Annotated in this window: 13 protein-coding genes; 10 read left to right on the forward strand and 3 right to left on the reverse strand. The window is 69.9% G+C overall.

The window, feature by feature from the left end; translation table 11 throughout:
- The first annotated feature begins 36 nt into the window (after positions 1–36).
- Genes QCZ28_RS24425 through QCZ28_RS24440 form a run of 4 tightly spaced genes read left to right on the forward strand, consistent with a single transcriptional unit; the run spans position 37 to position 3,699 of the window.
- Entirely contained in the window at positions 37–1,062 is a 1,026-nt protein-coding gene (locus QCZ28_RS24425; RefSeq protein WP_279518841.1) for an alcohol dehydrogenase catalytic domain-containing protein, read from the forward strand.
- Positions 1,059–1,820: a 2-dehydro-3-deoxy-D-gluconate 5-dehydrogenase KduD gene (kduD, locus tag QCZ28_RS24430; protein ID WP_279518842.1), complete on the forward strand. Its 762-nt coding sequence runs from the start codon at positions 1,059–1,061 to the stop codon at positions 1,818–1,820. The genes QCZ28_RS24425 and kduD overlap by 4 nt, the downstream gene beginning before the upstream one ends.
- Positions 1,817–2,695, forward strand: a complete 879-nt coding sequence (locus QCZ28_RS24435) for an amidohydrolase family protein (protein ID WP_279518843.1) — start codon at positions 1,817–1,819, stop codon at positions 2,693–2,695. The genes kduD and QCZ28_RS24435 overlap by 4 nt, the downstream gene beginning before the upstream one ends.
- The gene (locus tag QCZ28_RS24440; RefSeq protein ID WP_279518844.1) at positions 2,692–3,699 is read left to right on the forward strand and encodes an aldo/keto reductase; all 1,008 of its coding nucleotides are present in this window, start codon (positions 2,692–2,694) and stop codon (positions 3,697–3,699) included. Before QCZ28_RS24435 ends, QCZ28_RS24440 begins: the two co-directional genes overlap by 4 nt.
- Positions 3,700–3,828: 129 nt before the next feature.
- Here QCZ28_RS24440 and QCZ28_RS24445 read toward each other — a convergent pair whose 3' ends face one another.
- Positions 3,829–7,377, reverse strand: a complete 3,549-nt coding sequence (locus tag QCZ28_RS24445) for a ThuA domain-containing protein (protein ID WP_279518845.1) — start codon at positions 7,375–7,377, stop codon at positions 3,829–3,831.
- Positions 7,378–7,903: 526 nt separating this feature from the next.
- On the opposite strand from QCZ28_RS24445, the gene QCZ28_RS24450 reads away from it, so the two are divergent.
- From QCZ28_RS24450 to QCZ28_RS24475, 6 genes are all read left to right on the forward strand, one after another.
- Positions 7,904–9,421, forward strand: a complete 1,518-nt coding sequence (locus QCZ28_RS24450) for a sugar ABC transporter ATP-binding protein (RefSeq protein ID WP_279518846.1) — start codon at positions 7,904–7,906, stop codon at positions 9,419–9,421.
- A 173-nt stretch (positions 9,422–9,594) separates the two neighbouring features.
- Complete coding sequence (locus QCZ28_RS24455; protein WP_279518847.1) at positions 9,595–10,566, forward strand: ABC transporter permease; 972 nt, start codon at positions 9,595–9,597, stop codon at positions 10,564–10,566.
- A 2-nt stretch (positions 10,567–10,568) separates the two neighbouring features.
- Positions 10,569–11,552 (forward strand): ABC transporter permease, encoded by a 984-nt coding sequence (locus tag QCZ28_RS24460; RefSeq protein WP_279518848.1) that lies wholly within the window; start codon positions 10,569–10,571, stop codon positions 11,550–11,552.
- Positions 11,553–11,564: 12 nt separating this feature from the next.
- A complete protein-coding gene (locus QCZ28_RS24465; protein WP_279518849.1) occupies positions 11,565–12,749 on the forward strand; it encodes an ABC transporter substrate-binding protein in 1,185 nt (394 codons plus the stop codon).
- Between the two features lie 6 nt (positions 12,750–12,755).
- The gene (locus QCZ28_RS24470) at positions 12,756–13,607 is read left to right on the forward strand and encodes a sugar phosphate isomerase/epimerase (protein WP_279518850.1); all 852 of its coding nucleotides are present in this window, start codon (positions 12,756–12,758) and stop codon (positions 13,605–13,607) included.
- An 84-nt stretch (positions 13,608–13,691) separates the two neighbouring features.
- Positions 13,692–16,082 carry a ricin-type beta-trefoil lectin domain protein gene (locus QCZ28_RS24475; RefSeq protein WP_279518851.1) on the forward strand — a complete coding sequence of 797 codons (2,391 nt, stop codon included), beginning with the start codon at positions 13,692–13,694 and terminating at the stop codon, positions 16,080–16,082.
- A gap of 64 nt (positions 16,083–16,146) precedes the next feature.
- Here QCZ28_RS24475 and QCZ28_RS24480 read toward each other — a convergent pair whose 3' ends face one another.
- Together QCZ28_RS24480 and QCZ28_RS24485 are read right to left on the reverse strand one after the other, a co-directional pair.
- Positions 16,147–17,271: a family 43 glycosylhydrolase gene (locus QCZ28_RS24480; RefSeq protein ID WP_279518852.1), complete on the reverse strand. Its 1,125-nt coding sequence runs from the start codon at positions 17,269–17,271 to the stop codon at positions 16,147–16,149.
- Complete coding sequence (locus QCZ28_RS24485; protein WP_279518853.1) at positions 17,174–18,199, reverse strand: LacI family DNA-binding transcriptional regulator; 1,026 nt, start codon at positions 18,197–18,199, stop codon at positions 17,174–17,176. Before QCZ28_RS24485 ends, QCZ28_RS24480 begins: the two co-directional genes overlap by 98 nt.
- Between the last annotated feature and the right edge of the window lie 99 nt (positions 18,200–18,298).

Raw genomic sequence — 18,298 nt, forward strand, 5'->3', positions numbered from 1 at the left:
CACGACCGACGTACCGACCGTCGAGACGGAGGAACGATGAAGGCAGTCGTCTACCGGGGAGCGCGAAACCTCGGAATCGAGCACCGCGACCCGGAGCCACCGGGCCGGGGTCAGGTACGGATCGAGGTGGCGTACACCGGGATCTGCGGTACGGACCTGCACATCTACCACGGCGACATGGACGCCCGGGTTGGTGACTCCGCCGTCATCGGGCACGAGATGTCCGGCCGCATCGCGGCCCTCGGTGAGGGCGTGACCGGCTGGGATGTCGGTCAGCCGGTCACCGTGATGCCGACCCGACCCTGTGGACACTGCGCCGCCTGCCAGCGGGGCAACTCCCACGTCTGCCACGCCATGAACTTCCTCGGCATCGACTCACCGGGTGCCATGCAATCGTCCTGGACGGTGCCGGTGGAGCTGGTCCTGCCACTTCCGCAGGAGTTGCCCCTCGACCACGCGGCGCTCGTCGAGCCGGTGGCGGTCGCCGTGCACGACGTACGCCGGGGGAACGTGACCGCCGACGACCAGGTGGTCGTCGTCGGTGGTGGGCCGGTCGGCGTCCTCATCGCCACCGTCGCGCGCAGCCGTGGCGCGCGGGTCCTCCTCGTCGAGCCGGACCCGTTCCGCCGCGAGGTCGCCGAAGGGATCGGGGTCGAGGCCGTCGACCCGCTGTCGACCGACGTCGTGGCGCTGGTCAACGACCGTACCGACGGCGCGGGCGCCGACATCGCCTTCGAGGTGTCCGGCTCCGCCGCCGGTGTCACCACGGCGGTCGACGTCCTCACCACCCGTGGGCGGCTGGTCATGGTGGCGATCCACCCCCAGCCCCGGGAGGTCAACCTGCACCGGTTCTTCTGGCGTGAGCTGGAGCTCCTCGGCGCCCGGCTGTATCAGCGCGACGACATGGTGGAGGCGATCCGGCTGGTCGCCGCGGGTGCGATCCCGGCCCAGCGGCTCATCTCCCGGATCGAGCCGGTCGAGTCGGCCAACGGGGCCTTCGCGGCGCTGGAGGGTGGCGGCGTGATGAAGGTGCTGCTCGACGTGCGGGAGGGCAACCAGTGACGGCCCTGTTCGACCTGTCCGGACGGACCGCCGTGGTGACCGGGGCGCGGCGCGGTATCGGTCTCGCCATGGCCGAGGCGCTGGCAGTGGCCGGTGCCGACATCGTGGGCGTCTCCGCGCAGCTCGAAGCCGACGGCAGCGAGGTCGAGCGCCGGGTGCGCGCCGCCGGCCGCCGGTTCACCGCGTTGCGGGCGGACCTCGGCGACCGGGCGGCCGTGCACCGGCTGGCCCGCGACATCATCGCGCTCGGACCGGTCGACATCCTGGTGAACAACGGCGGCACGATCGCCCGGGCCCCGGCCGCGGAGCACCCGGACGAGATGTGGGACCAGGTGATCGAGGTGAACCTCAGCAGCCAGTTCATCCTCAGCCGGGAGATCGGCCGGACGATGGTCGAGCGCGGCCGAGGGAAGATCGTTTTCACCGCGTCGCTGTTGAGTTTCCAGGGCGGCATCACCGTCCCCGGTTACGCCGCGTCGAAGTCCGGCGTGGCCGGCCTCACCAAGGCGCTGGCGAACGAGTGGGCGGCCCACGGGGTGAACGTCAACGCCATCGCGCCCGGCTACATCGCCACCGACAACACGCAGGCGCTGCGCGACGACCCCGATCGCAACCAGGCTATCCTCGGCCGCATCCCGGCCGGGCGGTGGGGCCGGGCCGACGATCTCGGCGGTGCCACGGTGTTTTTGGCGTCGTCCGCGTCGGACTACGTCAACGGCGTGGTGCTGCCCGTCGACGGCGGCTGGTTGGGCCGATGACGGGCGCACCGGAGCCCGGCCTCGCCGGGATCGTCGACGCACACCACCACCTCTGGGTCCGGGCCCGGCACCCGCAGTCGTGGATCGACCCGATGACCATGGCGGCCATCGACGCCGACTTCGAACCCGCCGATCTCGCGCCGCTGGCACGGGCGGCCGGGGTCACCGCGACCGTGGTGGTGCAGTCCATCGCCTCGGTCGCGGAGACGGTGGACCTGCTGGGCATCGCGGCCGAGGACACAGTGATCCGTGGGGTCGTCGGCTGGGTGGACCTGACCGCCGACGACGTCGCCGAGCGCCTCGACCGGCTACGGTCCGCTCGGGGCGGGGAGTGTCTCGTCGGCATCCGCCACCTCGTGCAGTCCGAGACCGACCCGGCGTACCTGGACCGCCCGGACGTCCGCCGGGGGATCGCCGCGGTGGGGGCCGCCGGCCTCGTCTTCGACCTGTTGGTACGCCAGCACCAACTCCCCATGGCCGTACGCCTCACGCGCGACCTGCCCGAGGTGAGTTTCGTCCTCGACCACCTGGGCAAGCCCGCGCTCGGCCGCCCGGAGATGGCGCAGTGGAGCCGGGACCTGCGGTCGTTGGCGGCCTCGCCGAACACCACGGCGAAGCTCTCCGGGCTGGTGACGGAGGTGCCGGGTTCGGCCTGGACGCCGGGGGACCTGCGACCCGCCGTCGAGGACGCGCTGGACGCGTTCGGGCCGGACCGACTGATGTTCGGCTCGGACTGGCCGGTCTGCCTGCTCGCCAGCTCGTACCAGCGGTGGGTGGACACCGTGGCGGAGCTGCTGGACGGCCAGGACGGGGCCGACCGGGCGTCGGTCTGGGGCGCGACGGCACGCCGCGCCTACGGGCTGGAGACGTCATGATGACGCGTGCGCTGCCGCGCCGGCCGGGGACACGTCTCACCGAGTTGGGCTTCGGCGCGGCCCAGGGGGGCAACCTCTACCGGGCGACGACGGACGAGGAGTTCGCCTCGGCGGTCGACGCCGCGTGGGAGGCGGGCGTCCGGTACTTCGACACCGCGCCGCACTACGGTATCGGGCTGTCCGAACGCCGCCTCGGCGCCGCGCTGCGCCAACGGCAGCGCGACGAGTACGTGGTGTCGACGAAGGTCGGGCGGCTCCTGGTGCCATCCCCGGGGGACGCGCACCTGCGGGACTCCGACGGGTTCGACGTGCCGGCGACCCATCGGCGGGTGTGGGACTTCAGCCGCGACGGCGTCCTGCGCTCCATCGAGGCCAGTCTGGACCGGACCGGGCTGGACCGGATCGACATCGTCTACCTGCACGACCCGGACGAGCACTGGGAACAGGCCGCACACGAGGCCGTACCCGCCCTGGTCGACCTGCGGGACCAGGGCGTCGTGGGTGCCATCGGCGCGGGCATGAACCAGTCGGCGATGCTGGCGCGGTTCGTGCGGGAGACCGACGTCGACGTGATGATGTGCGCCGGGCGGTACACGCTGCTCGAACAGGGCGCCGCCGGTGACCTGTTGCCGGCCGCCGAGAACCGGGGGGTGGGCGTGGTCATCGCGGGCGTCTACAACTCGGGGCTGCTGTCGCGGGACCGGCCGCCGGCCGACGCCGTCTACAACTACGAGCAGGCGCCGGCGGCGGTGATCGAGCGGGCGCGGCGGATCGCCACGGTCTGCGAGACGCACGGGGTGACCCTGCCGCAGGCGGCACTGGCCTTCGTCCGCCGGCATCCGGCGGTGGTGTCGACGGTGGTCGGCGTCCGCAACGAGGCGCAGGTGGCGGAGACGGTGCGACGGTCCGGGGTCGTCGTGCCCGAGGAGTTGTGGGACGACCTGGCGGCGGCCGGACTGCTCGCCGCGCCGCCCGGTCGGCACTCCCCGGCCCCGTCCGACTGACGGCTGCGTTCGCCTCTGCCGCGCACCAGTGGGTGCGACGGTGACGACGACGTCCCGGCCGGGACCGGTTCCGTTCCTCGGAGACCGGTCCCGACCGGGACGTCAGCTGTTACCGCGAGAGCGGCGGGATCACACGGCGGTGAACCGCCACTGCTGGTTCGTCGCGTTGGTGCAGTTCCACTGCAACACCCGGGCGCCGTCGGCCGTGGAAGCGCCGTTGACGTCCATGCAGAGCCCGCTCAGCGCACTCTTCACCGTGTACACGCCGGAGGTTCCCGTCGCGGTGGCGGTGAACTTCTGCTGGTTGCCGTTGCTGCAGGTGGCCTGCTGGAGGAAGGCGCCCGCCGCGGTCGAACTACCGATCGCCTCGACGCACTTGCCGCTGTGCACCGCCTTGAGGTAGAGCGCGCCGTTACCGGCGTCGACCGCCTGCCACCTCTGGTTGTTGCCACCGGTGGACGCCCACTGGGTGATCTGGGCGCCGTCGGCGGTGGAGACACCGCTGACGTCCAACAGCTTGTTGCTGTGCTGTGCGGTGACCGTGTAGGTCTTACCGGCCAGGCCGGTGCCGGTGCCGGTGCCGGGTGTCCCGACGCCGTTGCCGCCGAAGGTGTGCGAGTCCAGATCGAACGAGTTGTTGGCGTTCTTGAACACCATGTAGAGCGTGTGCGTCCCGCCGAGGGCGGCGACGCTCACCGGTGTCGTGGACTGGTAGTTGTCCCAGCCACCCGTGCTCGGCACCGTGGTGGTGGCCAACAGGGTGCCGGTCGGCGAGTCGGCCCGCAGCTCGATCGAACCGCCACCGGAGGGCGACGACAGCCGGTAGCTGACCGTCGAGATCCCCGACAGGTTCATCGGGTTGAACGCGATCCAGTCGTTGCTGGAGATGTCACCGATGCGCTTGGTGCTCTCCGCGGCCGCCTGGTCGACCACCCGGATGCCGGACTGGCTGCTGAAGTACTCGGACTGCTTGTGCTTCGGCTGCAGGATCGCCTGTGCGGTGCCGGTGAGCGGAGACCCGCCGCCCGAGCCGCCGTTGTCGGTGTACCTGGCGTTCAGCACGTAGAACAGGTTGGCGCCATCGGGGTGCCCGCCGAGCAGGTCGGTGGAGATGGTGCCCGAGCAGCCCGGGTACTCGGTGGTCTCGTGGGCGTGGTCGTCGTGGCCCAGCGCCGGGTTGAGGAACACCTTCGAGCAGTCGACTGTTCCGCCGTCCGGATCGGTCACGGTGATCTGGTACGACACCTTGTCACCGAAGGTCAGCATGCCGCCGTTGCCAGGTGTGGTGATGGTGACCACCGGGGCGCTGTTGCCGACGGTGATCGGGACGTTGGCGAAGCCGGTCTTGCCGGTGCTGTCGGTGACCTTCAACTGGGCGGTGTAGTTGCCGTTGGAGGTGTACACCTTCGACGGGTTGGCCGCCGTCGAGGTGGTGCCGTCGCCGAACGTCCACAGGTAGGTCAGCGTGTTGCCGTCCGGGTCGGACGTGCCAGCGCTGCTGAACTGGACGGTCAGCGGTGCGCTGCCGCTGGTGGGCGTGCCGGTGGCCTTGGCGATCGGTGACCGGCCGCCCTGGTTGTAGTCGATCCGGTAGAGCCCGGAGTCGCTGTTGCCGCCGCCGAAGTTGGTGCCCCACTCCAGCATGTAGAGCGAGCCGTCCTTGCCGAACTCCATGTCCATCGGCTTGTTGAACCGAACGTTGGGCAGGAACGGGTTGGTGCGGGTCACCGCCGAGGAGGAGTCGAAGTGCACCTCCTTGACGTAGTTGCGCGCCCACTCGTAGAAGAAGTGCACGCCGTCGTAGTAGGGCGGGAACTTCGTCTCGGAGGGGTTCGCCGCGTCGTACCGGTAGATCGGCCCACCCATCGGAGCGGAGCCGCCGGAGCCGAGCTCGGGGAAGGTCGTCGAGGCGGGGTAGCCATACCAGATGTTTGGCATGACGACCGGCTTCAGGCTGGTCAGACCGGTGTTGTTCGGCGAGTTGTTGACCGGCGCGGAGCAGTTGAACTTCGCGCCGACGACGCCGGTGTCCGGGTTGAACGGGGCGTACGGCTGGTTGTTGCCGTGGCAGAACGGCCAGCCGTAGTTGCCGGCCTGCTTGATCACGTTGAGCTCGACCAGGCCCTCCGGCCCACGGTTGGTGGTGGGCGGGTTCCGGTCCGGGCCGTAGTCGGCCAGGTAGACCCAGCCGTTGGCCGGGTCGATGGAGAAGCGGAACGGGTTACGGAAGCCCATCGCGTAGACCTCGGGCTTGGTCTGCGCGGTGCCCTGGGGGTAGAGGTTGCCCGACGGGATGGTGTAGCCACCGTTGGCCGAGGGCCGGATGCGCAGCAGCTTGCCGCGCAGGTCGTTGGTGTTGCCGGCGCTGCGGGCGGCATCCAGGTTGGACTTGCCCGACCGCCAGTCCAGCGGGGCGTAGCCCTGCCAGTTCGGGTCCAGGTTCGGCGGCGTGTCGTCGCCGGTGCCGATGAAGAGGTTGCCGTCGGGACCGAACTTGATGTAGCCGCCGGTGTGGCCGGGCTCCGGGAACGTCCGGTCCCGGTACGCCGGGATGTCGATGATCGTCACGCCGCTGGACGTGTTCAGCGTGTCACCGCTGACCGTGTAGCGGGAGACCCGGTTGACGTCGGTGCTGCTGCTGGCCGGTGAGTGGTACAGGTAGATGTAGCCGTTGGTGGCGAAGTTGGGGTCCAGCGCCATGCCGGTCAGGCCGTCCTCGCCGCCGGTGTAGACGCTGAGCGTGCCGGCGGTGACGGTGCTGTTGGTGGAGGGCTTGAAGATCTTCACCTGGCCGCCGCGCTGGACGTAGAAGACCCGGCCGTCCGGTGCCACACCCAGCGCCATCGGGTCGACGGTGTTGTCGTCGAGGGTGCGCCTCTCGAAGTTGCCCCAGACGGTGCCGCCGCAGTCTCCGGCGGCGTTACCGGCCGCCCACCGGATGCCACCGAGGACGTGGTTCTGGAAGTTCGCCTCGCTGTAGGAGCCGATCGCGTGGCCCATCGCGGTGGCCCACACCCGCCCTCCACTGGTGTTGCGGCACCAGGAGATCGGGTGGTCCGGGCCCATCGCCCGGGATCCCGGGTTGTAGGTGCGCTCGTCGGCGGTCACCAGCACGTGCACGTTGCCGCGCGGGTTGGCGTCGAAGTTGTACCACTCCTCGCTGCGGGTCCACCGATCCGGCAGGCTGGCCGTCGACGGGTGCTTCTTGTCGGCGACGATGGCGGTGCCCTGGAGCACGCCGGGGGAGTGCTCGGGCATGTGGGCGCCACCGTTGATGGTCTGGTCCCACCACGGGTATTCGCCCTCGATGCCCATGTCGGTGGCGTTGTGGATGGCGACGATGCCCTTGCCGCTGGCGAGGTAGCCCTCCACCGCCTGGCGCTGCGCCGCCGAGGTCCAGACCATGCCGGAGGTCTGGAGCATGACGATCACGTCGAAGGTCGCCAGGTTGCTGGCGGTGAAGACGCTGGAGTCCTCGGTCGCCACCACCTCGAAGTTGTTCGCGGCGGCCTGCTGTTGGATCATGCTGATCCCGGCGGGGATCGAGTCGTGCCGGTAGCCGGTGGTCTTGGTGAACAGCAGGGCCCGGAAGGCCGGGGCCGCCGACGCGGGTGGGGCGAGTCCGAGCGCCAGTAACAAACCGGCGATCACTGATATGAGCAGTGTGTTGCGACGCATGGCGTCTCCTAGGTTGGACGGGCAACTCCGGTAGCGACCACGGGCCCCGCAGCACGTCAGGTTGTGCCTGGACGCGTGCGACGGCACGAGGGTGGTGGTCGGTCCTCGTGCCGCTCGCCGAAGACGGCAGTCAGACCCGTGGGACGTCACCCAGCGTGATGGTGGCTGAGGGCTTCGTCCGGTGATCCACGGGGTCAGGATGAGCTACAAATAGATGACTGTCAATCAAGGAAGCAGGCGTCCGACGTCGCGCCCGGGTGACGACGGCCGTGATCGACTCCCTCGCTGCGGCGTCGCTGCCGCTCAAGTTGCGGCCCTGGCAATCAGCCCCGGTCGAGGATTGCGGACCCCAATCCAAACATCTATCTTCATACGTGTGATGTTTCCTCGATGTCAAGGGAATGTTCGCACCATAAGAACGTAAGCATCCGTCGATGGCTACGAAAGTTCGATGCCCAGGGCATCGAAGCCGCCGTAGAGTTCCATCGAACCTTGTTGATGACTACTGTCTGTGAGGGCTTTCGGGATGTCAGATCCGCCGCCGACGCCACTTCTCACCCTTCGGGGCATCGGCAAGTCCTTCCTCGGCGTACGTGTTCTCGACGGCATCGACCTCGACGTCGCCCCGGGCGAGGTCCACGCCGTCGTCGGTGAGAACGGCGCCGGGAAGTCAACTCTCATGAAGATCGTCTCCGGCGGCTACAGCCCGGACGAGGGCACCGTCGAGTTCGCCGGTGCCACCCGTAGCTTCCGCGGCCCGCGCGACGCGCAGCGGGCCGGCGTCGGCATCATCCACCAGGAGTTCAACCTCCTACCGGAGCGCACCGTCGCCGAGAACGTCTACCTGGGGCACGAGCCGATCCGCCGCGGGTTGGTCGACCGCCGGGGCATGCTGGAGCGCACCCGGCAGCTGCTCGCCTCGATCGGCGAGACCACGTTGCCGGCCGACGCCCGGGTGGGGCAGCTCGGTGTCGCCCAGCAGCAGGTCGTCGAGATCGCCAAGGCGCTGGCCCTGGACGCGCAGCTGCTGATCATGGACGAGCCCACCGCGGCGCTGGCCGACCACGAGGTCGAGCTGCTCTACGGGCTGGTGCGCCGACTCCAGGAGCGGGGCATCGGCCTGCTGTACGTCTCGCACCGGCTCGCCGAGGTCTTCGACCTGTCCGGTCGGATCACCGTTCTCAAGGACGGCCGCCGGGTCACGACGGTGGCCACCGCCGACACCACTGCCGACGAGCTGGTGCGGCACATGGTCGGCCGGGAACTGTCCAGCTACTACCCGGACCGGGCCGCCCCCGAGGACCGGGGCCCGGTGCGGCTCAACCTTCGCGACGCGGGAAACCGGAAGCTGCGCGACGTCAACCTTCAGCTGCGCGCCGGTGAGGTGCTCGGCATCGGCGGCCTGCAGGGCTCCGGGCGGTCCGCCCTGGCCCGCGCGATCTTCGGGGTGTCGCCGTTCACGACCGGCGACGTCACGCTCGACGACCGGCCGGTCCGGCTGCGCTCACCCCGCACCGCGATGCGGGCCGGCATCGCCTACGTCACCGAGGACCGCAAGGGCGAGGGGATCGTTCCCCGGCAGTCGGTGCTCGACAACGCGCTGCTCGCCAGCCGGGCCGTCTTCGCCGCCCGCTCCGGCCGGGCGGCACGGACGCTGCGGGTACGCGAGCTGCTGGCCGCCGTCGAGGTGCGCGGCGCCGGCGACGACCAGGAGATCCGCTTCCTGTCCGGGGGCAACCAGCAGAAGGTCGTGCTGGCCCGGTGGCTCGCGCTCAACCCGCGGATCCTGCTCTTCGACGAGCCGACCCGGGGCATCGACGTGGGCGCGAAGTCAGCCATCCACGATCTCGTCCGCCGCCTCGCCCGCGATGGCGCGGCGGTGCTGATGATCTCGTCCGATCTACCGGAGCTGCTGGGAATGAGTGACCGGATCGTCGTCATGCGGGACGGCCACGTCGCGGGCGAGCTGCCCGCCGGCGCGACCGAGGAGGAGGTCGTCGCCCTGGCGGTCGGCACCACCACCACCCGGGAGGTGGTCCAGTGAGCGCGAGGAGTGAGCCGGGTTTGCGAGCCCCGCAGTCGCGAACAGAGGTGGTCCAGTGAGCGCGAGGAGTGAGCCGGGTTTGCGAGCCCCGCAGTCGCGAACAGAGGTGGTCCAGTGAGCGCGAGGAGTGAGCCGGGTTTGCGAGCCCCGCAGTCGCGAACAGAGGTGGCCCAGTGAGCGCTTTGTCGCTGCTGCCGGCCCGGCGTCCCGTACCGGGTGTCTTCGTGGCCCTGACCCTGACCCTGGCGATCGGCTGGCTGGTCGTCCTGCTCGACGGCGGTCAGCTCTTCAACCAGTCCACGACGGTGAGCCTGCTGCATGTCGCCGCCGGCCTGGGACTGGTCGCGGTGGGGCAGACCCTGGTCATCCTGGGGGGTTCGCTCGACCTCTCGGTGGCGTTCGTGATCAGCCTCAGCACCCTCGTCGCGGCCGAGACGATGAACGGCAGCGATGGTGCGGTGCTGCCGGCGATCGGCCTGGTGCTCGTCGTCAGCGCCGGCGTCGGGCTGCTCAACGGGATCCTCGTCACCAGGTTCCGGGTCAACGCGTTCATCGCGACGCTCGGGGTCGGGTTGCTGCTCAAGGGCTACCTGGACAACGGCTACGACGGTCCGGCCGGTACGACAGCACCCGCACTCGTGCAGGCGCTCGGCTACCAGCGCGTCGGGCCGGTCCCGGTGTCGTTCCTGCTGTTGGTAGCCGTCACCGCGGCGGCCTGGTTCGCGCTGTCGCGGACCCGCTTCGGCCACCACCTGGTCGCTGTCGGCGGGGATCCGGAGGTGGCCCGGCTCTCCGGTGTCCGCAACGACCGGGTCCTCGTCACCGCCCACGTCCTGTGTTCGATGTGCGCGGGGCTCGCCGGCATCTATCTGGCCAGTCGGCTCGGCTCGGGTGCCCCCCGGGTCGGCACCGAGGGTCTCTACGACCTGGAGTCGATCGCCGCGGTGGTGATCGGCGGGACCGCTCTCGCCGGTGGGCGCGGCGGCGTCGTCGGCACTGTCGGCGGGGTGCTGCTGCTGGCCAGCATCGACGCCATCTTCAACCAGCTTGAGGTCGACGCCTTCTTCAAGCAGGTGATCCGGGGCGTCATCATCATCGCCGCGGTCGCCGTCTACGCCCGCAGGGCCATGCGAAAGGCGGCCTAGTCATGCAGACCGTCCAACCCCGTTCCCTGCCGCTGCGGCTGCCGCGGGTACGTCCCGGTGGTGTCCTGCCGATCCTCGCGATTCTCGCGGTGTTGGTGGTGCTGGTCGGCATCCGGCAGCCCGACTTCCTGGCCCCGCCGTCGCTGATGTCGTTCCTGGGTCGGTCGGCGCCGATCATCCTGCTCGCCGCCGGTCAGTACTTCGTGATCGTCTCCGGTGAGTTCGATCTCTCGGTCGGGTCCCTGGTCACCGCGCAGGTGGTGGTCGCCGCCCGACTGATCGACAGCGACCCGGCGCGTACCTGGCCGGTGGTGCTGCTCCTGCTCGCCTTCGGAGCACTTGTCGGGCTGGTCAACGGCCTGGTCACGACCCGGCTGCGGGTGCCGTCGTTCATCACCACCCTCGGCATGTTCCTGATCCTCGTGGGCGCTGTCTACCTGTGGTCCGACGGCGCTCCGAAGGGTGGGCTCTCCGAGGAGTTCCGGCGGTTCGGCCGGCGGGCCTTCGAGGACGTTCCGGTGCTGGGCCGGGTGCCGTACGCGCTGGTGGTCCTGGTGGTCCTGGCGGTGGCGGCGGTGCTGCTGATGCGGTCGGACTTCGGTCGGACGCTGGTCGCCGTCGGCGACAATCCGCGCACCGCCGAGCTGAGCGGGGTACGGGTGTGGCGTACCCGGACCTTCGCCTTCATCCTCAGCGGTCTGGCCGCGGCGGTGGCGGCGATCCTCCTGGGTGGCTACAGCGGCGTGTCGTTCCAGGCCGGCAACGGCCTGGAGTTCGGTGCGATCACCGCGGTCGTTCTCGGTGGGGTGGCGCTCGGCGGGGGTCGCGGCGCTGTCGTCGGGGCGATGCTCGGCGCGCTGACCCTCGAACTGCTGTTCGCTCTCATGAATTTCTACGGCGTCTCCGGCGCCCTCAGGTCGACCGTCCAGGGCGCGATCATCCTGCTCGCCGTGGCGGTCTCGGCAACGCGTTCTTCGTCCAGATAAGGGGAAACCATAGTGCGACGTTCCATGGCGGCACTGGCCGCTGTCACGCTGCTGTCTCTTGCCGCATGTGCCACCGACGAGCCGGCCGCGAGCCCGTCGGGAAGCGCGTCCGCCGCCACTGGTTCCGGCACCGGCGACCAGTCGAAGTTCTTCGTGCAGGCCGACTACGACGCCGAGTTGGCGCTGCTCGACGCGGCACCGACGGGCCCGGCCGACAAGCCGTGGGAGCAGGTGCTCAACCCGACGATGGTCGACACGGCCAAGTTCAAGAAGAACGGCCCGCACAAGATCTGTTTCTCGAACGCGGCCCTGAACAATCCGTGGCGGCAGGTCGGGTTCAAGACGATGCAGGCCGAGGTCGAGGCGCAGAAGAGCCGCATCAAGGAGTTCGTGCACGTCGACGCCGAGGGCAAGGACCAGAAGCAGATCGCGGACATCAACGACCTGCTCGGCAAGGGCTGCGACGCGCTCATCGTCTCGCCGAACACCACCGCCACGCTCACCCCGGCCGTCGAGGCGGCCTGCAAGGCGGGGCTGCCGGTCGTCGTCTTCGACCGTGGGGTCAACACGAAGTGCCCGGTGACGTTCATCAACCCCATCGGCGGTTACGGGTTCGGCCACGTCGGCGCCGAGTTCGTCAGCCAGAAGATGAAGCCCGGCGGCAAGGTCCTCGCCCTGCGGATCCTGCCCGGCGTGGACGTCCTGGAAACCCGCTGGTCGGCGGCGAAGGTGGCGTTCGACAAGGCGAAGGTCGACGTCGTGGGCGTCGAGTTCACCGACGGTGACCCGGCCAAGACCAAGAAGATCGTCGACGACTACATCCAGCGGTACGGCACGATCGACGGGGTCTGGATGGACGCCGGAGCGACGGCCGTCGCGGCGGTCGAGGCGTTCCAGGACGCGGGCAAGCCCGTTCCGCCGATGAACGGCGAGGACCAGCTCGACTTCCTGAAGATCTGGAAGGACAAGAACCTCACCGCGATCGCACCGACCTACCCGACCTACCAGTGGCGTACGCCGATCATCGCGGCACTGCGGATCCTGGACGGCGAGCAGGTCTCCAACCCGTGGAAGCTGCCGCAGCCGACCGTCACCCAGGACAACCTGGACCAGTACCTCGATCCGAGCATGCCGCCCCTGCACTACGCGATGTGCGGCTGCACCGACCTGCCCGGCTACCCGCAGCGCTGGAAGTAGGGCCCGATGTACGCCATCGGCGTCAACCCCTGGGTCTGGGCCTCGCCGGTCGACGACAAGGCCCTGGCCGAGCTGATTCCGCGGATCGCCGAGTTCGGCTTCGACGCCGTCGAGTTGCCGCTCGAGCAGCCCGGCGACTGGGACCCGATCCGTACGCGGGACCTGTTGGCGGCGCACGGCCTCGTGGCCGCCGGTGTCTGCGCGGTCACCCCGCCGGGGCGGGAACTGGTCGACGCCGCGCCAGCGGTGGTCGAGTCGACGGTGGCGTACCTCATGGGCTGCGTGGCGAGCGCGGCGGCCGTCGGCGCTGGATGCGTCGGCGGCCCCGCGTACGCCTCGGTCGGCCGCACCTGGCGGATGTCGCCAGCGGCCCGCGCGGCCTGCTACGCGGATTTCCGGCGCAACCTGGCGCCGGTGGCCGAGCGGGCCGGCGAGTTGGGCGTGAGCATCGGCGTCGAAGCGTTGAACCGCTACGAGACGAGCGTCGTCAACACTGTCGAACAGACCGTCGAGATGATCGACGGGTTACCGCCCAACGTCGGCATCATGATCGACACGTACCACATGAACATCGAGGAGGCCGACCCCTACGCGGCCCTCGCCGTCGCCGGCCGGCACATCAAGCACGTCCAGGTCAGCGGCACCAACCGGGGCGCGCCCGGTGCTGACCACTTCGACTGGCCCCGCTTCTTCACCGTCCTGCGGGACACCGGTTACCAGGGCGCTGTCTGCATCGAGTCGTTCACGGCGGAGAACGAGACCATCGCCACCGCCGCGGCGATCTGGCGGCCGTTGGCCCCCTCGCAAGATCGCCTCGCCACGGACGGCCTGCGCTATCTCCGGGAGATCCTCGGGTAGCCGCCGCCTGCTCCTACCAGCCACGCCTCCCGCCCGTCGAGGCGTTCCGTCCCCATGCCCTCCGCACGTCAGGAGCACCGTCCCATGTCCTCTTCTCCTCCACTGCGCCGGCTGCTGGCCGGCGCGGCCGCGACGGCGGTGACCGCAGTGGTCGCCGTGACCGTCGCCGCGTCCCCGGCCGCCGCGGCCACCACCACCCTCTACGCGTCGCCCTCCGGCGCCGGCACCACCTGTTCCGCCAGCCAGCCGTGTTCGCTGACCGGCGCCCAGACCGCGGTCCGGGCGATCAACAGCGCGATGTCCGGTGACATCGTGGTGGAGCTGGCCAACGGCACGTACCGGCTCTCGTCGCCGCTGCGGTTCACCGCCGCCGACTCGGGCAACAACGGCTACCAGGTGATCTGGCGGGCGGCCACCGGCGCGCGTCCGACGATCACCGGCGCGCGGGCGGTCACCGGTTGGTCGCTCGTCGACTCCGGGAAGAACATCTGGCGGGCCAGCGTTCCCGCCGGGCTCGACTCCCGCCAGCTCTACGTGAACGGGGCTGTCGCCACGCGGGCGCGTACCGCGGTGAACCGCTCCGACTTCACCTTCACCACGTCCGGAATGCGGTTCACCAACAGCGCGCTCAGCTACCTCAACAACCTGGGCAACCAGAACCGCGTCGAGGTGGAGAGCGTCGGTTCGTTCACCGACCGGTACTCGCCGGTGCAGAGCATCAGCGGGAACTTCCTGACGATGCAGCAGCCCGCGTGGAACAACAACACCTTCGGGTTCGACACCCTCTCCAGCCCACACCGCGCCGGTCCGTTCTACCTGACCAACGCGTACGAGTTCCTGGACTCGGCGGGGGAGTGGTATCTCAACCCGGGCAACGGCCAGCTCAACTACATCCCGCTCGCCGGGCAGAACATGAGTTCGGTCAGCGTCGAGCTGCCGCAGTTGCAGTCGCTGGTCAACGTCGGGGGCAGCTACGACGCGCCGGCACACCACATCTCGTTCAGCGGCATCACCTTCACGGGCACCAGCTGGCTCGGCCCCAGCAGCAGCAACGGCTTCGCCGACCAGCAGACCGGCGCCCACATCACCGGCACCTGGTCCCGCCCGTCCGACGCGTTGACCTCCTGCCAGGCCGGCTGCCCCCAGTTCGAGGCCACCCGACCGAACTGGAACCAGATGCCCGCCGCCGTGCAGGTGTCCGCCGCCAACACCATCACCTTCAGCGACTCCCAGTTCGTCAACCTCGGGCAGACGGCGATCGGCATCGGCAACGACGCCAACGCCCACGCCAGCGGGGTCGGTCTGGGGGCCAGCAACATCACCGTCACCCGCTCCGAGATCGCCCGCAACTCCGCCGGTGGCATCGTGGTCGGCGGTGTGCGGGCCGACGCCCACCACCCGAGCGACCAGCGGATGGTCAACCGCAACATCACCATCAGCAACAACCGGGTGCACGACCTCGGCCTGGAGTACCGGGGTGTGGTGTCGATCCTGACCACCTATGTGAACACGGCGCTGGTGTCGCACAACGAGGTCTACAACATGCCGTACACCGGTCTGTCGGTCGGCTACGGCTGGGGCGCCAACGACGCCGGCGGCAGCCAGCACTACGCGAACCGAGGGCTGTACAACTACCAGCCCCGCTACACGACGGCGACCACCGCGGCCAACAACCAGGTGATCGGCAACTACGTGCACGACGTGATGCAGCAGATGACCGACGGCGGGTGCATCTACACGCTGTCGGCGAACCCGGGCGGGACCATCAACGAGAACTACTGCCTGCGGACCAACGGCTGGTTCGGGCTCTACTTCGACGAGGGTTCCCGCTACTACACCGCCCGTAACAACGTGTTCTCCTCCACCGGTACCTGGGCCACCGCCAACTACTGGTACGCGGAGAACATGGGCAACTTCACCGTCACCAACAACTGGTCGACGAACAACAGCACGAACGTGACCAACGGCGACCGCGGCAACGTGGTCAACGGCAACGTCACGGTCTCCGGAGGCAACTGGCCGTCCGGCGCGCAGACGGTGATCAACGCGGCCGGCGTGCAGAGCGGCGGCAGCACCAACCCGCAGAACGTGCAGATCGTGGGCGTCCAGTCGGGCCGGTGCGCGGAGATCGGCGGGTCGAGCACCACGAACGGCACGCAGGCCCAGCTCTGGGACTGCATCAGCGGGGCCACCAACCAGCGGTGGACCCACACGGCCAGCCGGCAGCTCATGGTGTACGGCACCAAGTGCCTGGACGCCTCCGGCCAGGGCACCAGCAACGGCACCACAGTGGTGATCTGGGACTGCAACGGCCAGCCCAACCAGCAGTGGAACGTCAACGCCAACGGCACGATCACCGGCGTGCAGTCGGGTCTCTGCCTGGACGCCAACGGCGCCGGGACGGCGAACGGCACGAAGTTGATCCTGTGGTCCTGCAACGGCGGCACCAACCAGCAGTGGCAGCTGCGCAGCTGACCTGCCAGCTGGGCACCGACGGGTCCGGGCCGGGGCGACACGCCTCGGCCCGGACCTGTCCGGTCTACCGCCCGGCCGTCGCCCTCGCCGTGTCCACTGTCAGCCCGGCCGCGGCCCGGTAGCGGACCGGGATCGGGTCGGTGATCTCCCCGACGAACGTGTCGTCGACGTGGTCGAGGAAGCCGATGAGGGACCAGTCGTCGGCGGGTCCGTGGACCAGCCGGGGCGCGTACAGGTGCGGGTGGGTGAACGGTCGGGCGGACGCGATGTCCCACGGCCCGAGGGTGCTCTCGCCGGTCGCCACCCAGATCCGGTGGTCGTCGCGCCGGGCGCTGCCGGTGGCATCGGTGGAGAACAGCAGCAGCGGTTGCCCGTCGAGGACCGCGACCTGGGGCACCTCGAGGTGACCGAAACCGGCGGGGGTCGACAGGGGTGGCCGCACCGTCCAGGTCAGCAGGTCGGTGGAGGTGGCGTGGCCGACGACGCCACGGGTGTTCGCCGGCCCGGTGTTGGCGCGGGCGGTGATGAGCATGTGCCAGCCCTGGCCGTGGGGGTCGGGGAACACCCACGGGTCACGCCAGGCCTGCTCGTACCACAGGTCCGTGTCCAGCAGCTCGTACCAGGTGGGGTCGGCCTGGACGATCGGTTCGCTGCCGTGCCGGTGCCAGGTCATCAGATCGTCGGAGACGGCCAGCCCGATGCGTTGGACGAGCCCGTCCTCGGCGCGACCGACACCGGTGTAGAACAGGTACCACCGTCCGTCCGGCCCGCGCACTGTGCAGCCCGTCCAGGTCGCCAGGTCGTCCCAGCCGGGCGGGTCGGCGGGGACCAGGGCGTCGGCGACCAGCCGCCACGAGCGCAGGTCCGTCGAGACGGCGTGGCCGATCGTGGCCCGGCGGTGGCGGCGGTGCGGGTCGTGCAGGGCACGGGACGCGCGCAGGAAGAACACGTGCCAGAGGCCGTTGTCGTCCCGCGCGTACCAGCTGTCCCACACCCAGTGGTCGGGTAGACGAAGCATGGTCGGAAACCTAGCACTAAACCGTTTTAGCGTCGGCCGAGGCCGCCCCGGCGGTACGGTCGTGAGCCGTTGGTCAGCCGGCCGGGGGCGCGAGGGACCGGCGTCGGCGCAGCGGCATCGCGACCAGCGCGGGCTCGGCGACGCCGCCGTCCAGGAGCAGTTCGACAGCACGCCGCCCCATCTGCTCGTGCGGCAGGGCCGTGGTGGCCAGACTGGGCCGCAACCAGGCGGCGATCGGGTCGTCGTCGAACGAGATGACCGAGATGTCCTCCGGGACGGTCAGCCCCGCCTCGCCGAGCGCCTGGTAGGCGCCGAAGGCCAACCGGTCGTTCATGCAGATGACCGCGCTGGGGCGCTTCGGCTTGCTCAGCAGGCCGCGCATGGCGGCGTACCCGTGCTCGGGCAACCACTCGGTGCAGAAGCACTCGGCCAGCAGGCTCACGTCCGCCTCGTCCAGGGTCTGCCGGATGCCGTGCAGCCGGGCTCTGGCGGCGAGCGAGACCTCCGGGTCGTCCTCCTTGAGCCGGTTGCGACCGATGAGCGCGATCGCGTCGCGGTGGCCGAGCTCCAGCAGGGCGGCGGCGACGGAGCGGCCGGCCCCCTCGTCGTCGGGGACCACGCTGGGCAGACCGTCGGGGCTGGTGGCGTTGAGCAGCACCACCGGTCCGCCGAGGATGGCCGCGGGCACCGACAGCCGTCGGGTCGCCATCGCCGCGTAGATCACCCCGTCGACCTGCCGGTCCAGGACGGCCTCGATGGCGTACTGCTCGAAGGTGGCGTCGCCCTGCGTCTCGGTGATGAGCAGGACGTGGTCGCGTTCGCGGGCCGCGTCGAGAGCGCCACGGATGAGGTCACCGGCGAACCGGGTGGTGGCCACGATGTCGGAGACGAACGCGATGGTTGCCGTCTTGCGGGTGCGTAGGCTGCGCGCGGCGAGGTTGGGCCGGTAGCCGAGTTCCTCGGCGGCGGCGAACACCCGCTGGTGCGCCTCGGCCGAGAGTCGGGTGCCCTCCCTGCCGTTGAGCACCATCGACGCGGCGGTCTTGGACAGCCCGGCTCTGCGCGCGACGTCGGCGAGTGTTGCTCTGTTGCGGCCCATCAGTCCTCCGAATCAGGCGCGGTGCCGCAGGCACCGCTCCCGCCCATCATGATGCGTCGCCGCCCAGGATCCAGCGCCGGTCGTGTCGGCGCGGTGTGA

Origin of the sequence: Micromonospora sp. DH14, from assembly GCF_029809455.1 — a bacterium.
Taxonomy (GTDB): domain Bacteria; phylum Actinomycetota; class Actinomycetes; order Mycobacteriales; family Micromonosporaceae; genus Micromonospora; species Micromonospora parva.